This is a genomic window from Streptomyces sp. NTH33 (assembly GCF_003236365.1).
Classification (GTDB): domain Bacteria; phylum Actinomycetota; class Actinomycetes; order Streptomycetales; family Streptomycetaceae; genus Streptomyces.
The window spans coordinates 1-1500 of record NZ_POTZ01000863.1 but is presented as its reverse complement, the minus strand read 5'-3'; the positions used below and the strand labels follow the sequence as shown (position 1 = coordinate 1500).

Annotated in this window: 1 protein-coding gene; it reads left to right on the top strand. The window is 75.9% G+C overall.

Annotated features, from left to right (window positions below):
* On the top strand, positions 1–1500 hold a 1500-nt coding region (locus C1I97_RS42610; protein WP_181447094.1), incomplete at both ends, for a nucleic acid/nucleotide deaminase domain-containing protein.

Genomic DNA, 1500 nt, shown 5'->3' with positions numbered 1-1500 from the left:
GCCGGCTACACGGGGCTGTACCTCGCGCCCGCGACGGTGCCGGTGCTGTGGGTGTTCCTGGTGGGCGTCGGGCCCACCACCTTCGCGATGTCGCTCACGCTCATCGGGGTGCGCACCCGCACCGCGCTCCGCCGCCGGCCGCCCCGGGGGCGCCGGGTGCGCGTCCGGGCGGGGCTCCCACGCCGCCTCCGCCCGGTGCGCCGGGTGCCGCGGGTGGTTACGTGCCGACCCAGCTCGTGTCGTCGCTGGGTCCCGACGGCCCGGAGGGGCCCGAGGGCGCCGGCGGTCCGGGTGCGCCCCGGCCGCCGGGGGCGCCGAACACGCCCGGGGGTACGCCTCCGGGTGGTGTCCACCACGCGGCCACGATGTTCGCCGACCCGGGCCGGACCGGTGGGGGGACTCCGCCTCCGCCCGGTGCTCCTCCGGGGGCTTCGGGGGTGCCGGGTGCACCTCGGCCGCCGGGCGCTCCGGGCGCCGTGCACCACGCGGAGACGATGCTGGCCGCGCCGCCTCCGGGCGGCCCCGGTGTGCCTCCGCCGCCTCCGGGTGTTCCCGGTGTGCCTCCGCCGCCTCCGGGTGTTCCCGGTGTGCCTCCGCCGCCTCCGGGTGTTCCCGGTGTGCCTCCGGGGGGCCCGCAGCCGATGCCGCCGGGTGCGGTGCCGCCGCCGGGTCAGCCCGTTCCCGGTCAGCAGCCCCCGGCCTACGGCTACCCCCAGCAGGGGCAGCCGACGGTCGGTCCCGGCTATCAGGCCGTGTTGCGCTACCGCGCGCAGGACGGTTCCGAGCAGCAGCTGATCCGGCGTTCCGCGCCGGGTACGCCGCATCCGGAGTGGCAGATCTTCCATGAGCTGCGGGCCATGAACGTGCCGCCGGGTCAGGTCCTGGAGTTGCACACGGAGCTGGAGTCGTGTCAGCTGCCGGGTGCGTACTGTGCGCGGATGATCCGTGAGCAGTGGCCGCAGGCGCGCATCACGTCGATCGCTCCGTACGGCACCGATCATGCGAGCCGTCAGCAGGGGATGCAGGAACTCCTCGTTCACCAGGGCGAGTTGCATCAGGTGGCGGACGGTCCGGCCCGTCCGGGTCCGGTCCGTGCGCCGCTGCCGCCGGTGCAGCCGGCGCCGCCGGTTCCGCTGGAGGCCATCGCCCAGGAGCTGGGTGCGGCCTTCGGGCCGGGCGTCTTCCGGTTCGAGCAGGCGGCGGTCTCCCGGCAGGGTGTTCCGCCGGTCGTGGCGCACACCTTGGTGGTGGCGGGGCTGCCGGTCGACATGGGTCCGTTCTTCTGGGCGCAGGCCCAGCCGGGGCGCCCGGTGCCGACGCTGGCGGAGCTGGCGGCCGAGCGCGGGGTGCAGCCGGCGCCGGACGCGGGCTCGTACCTGGTCGTGGGCAGTGACTTCGGCAAGGCGATCTGTGTGCAGTACGGCACGGCGAACATCGTGGCGGTGCCGAGGGCCGTTTCTCCGTGCGCACGATCACTTCTCCGGCCGCGCGGTGGTGACC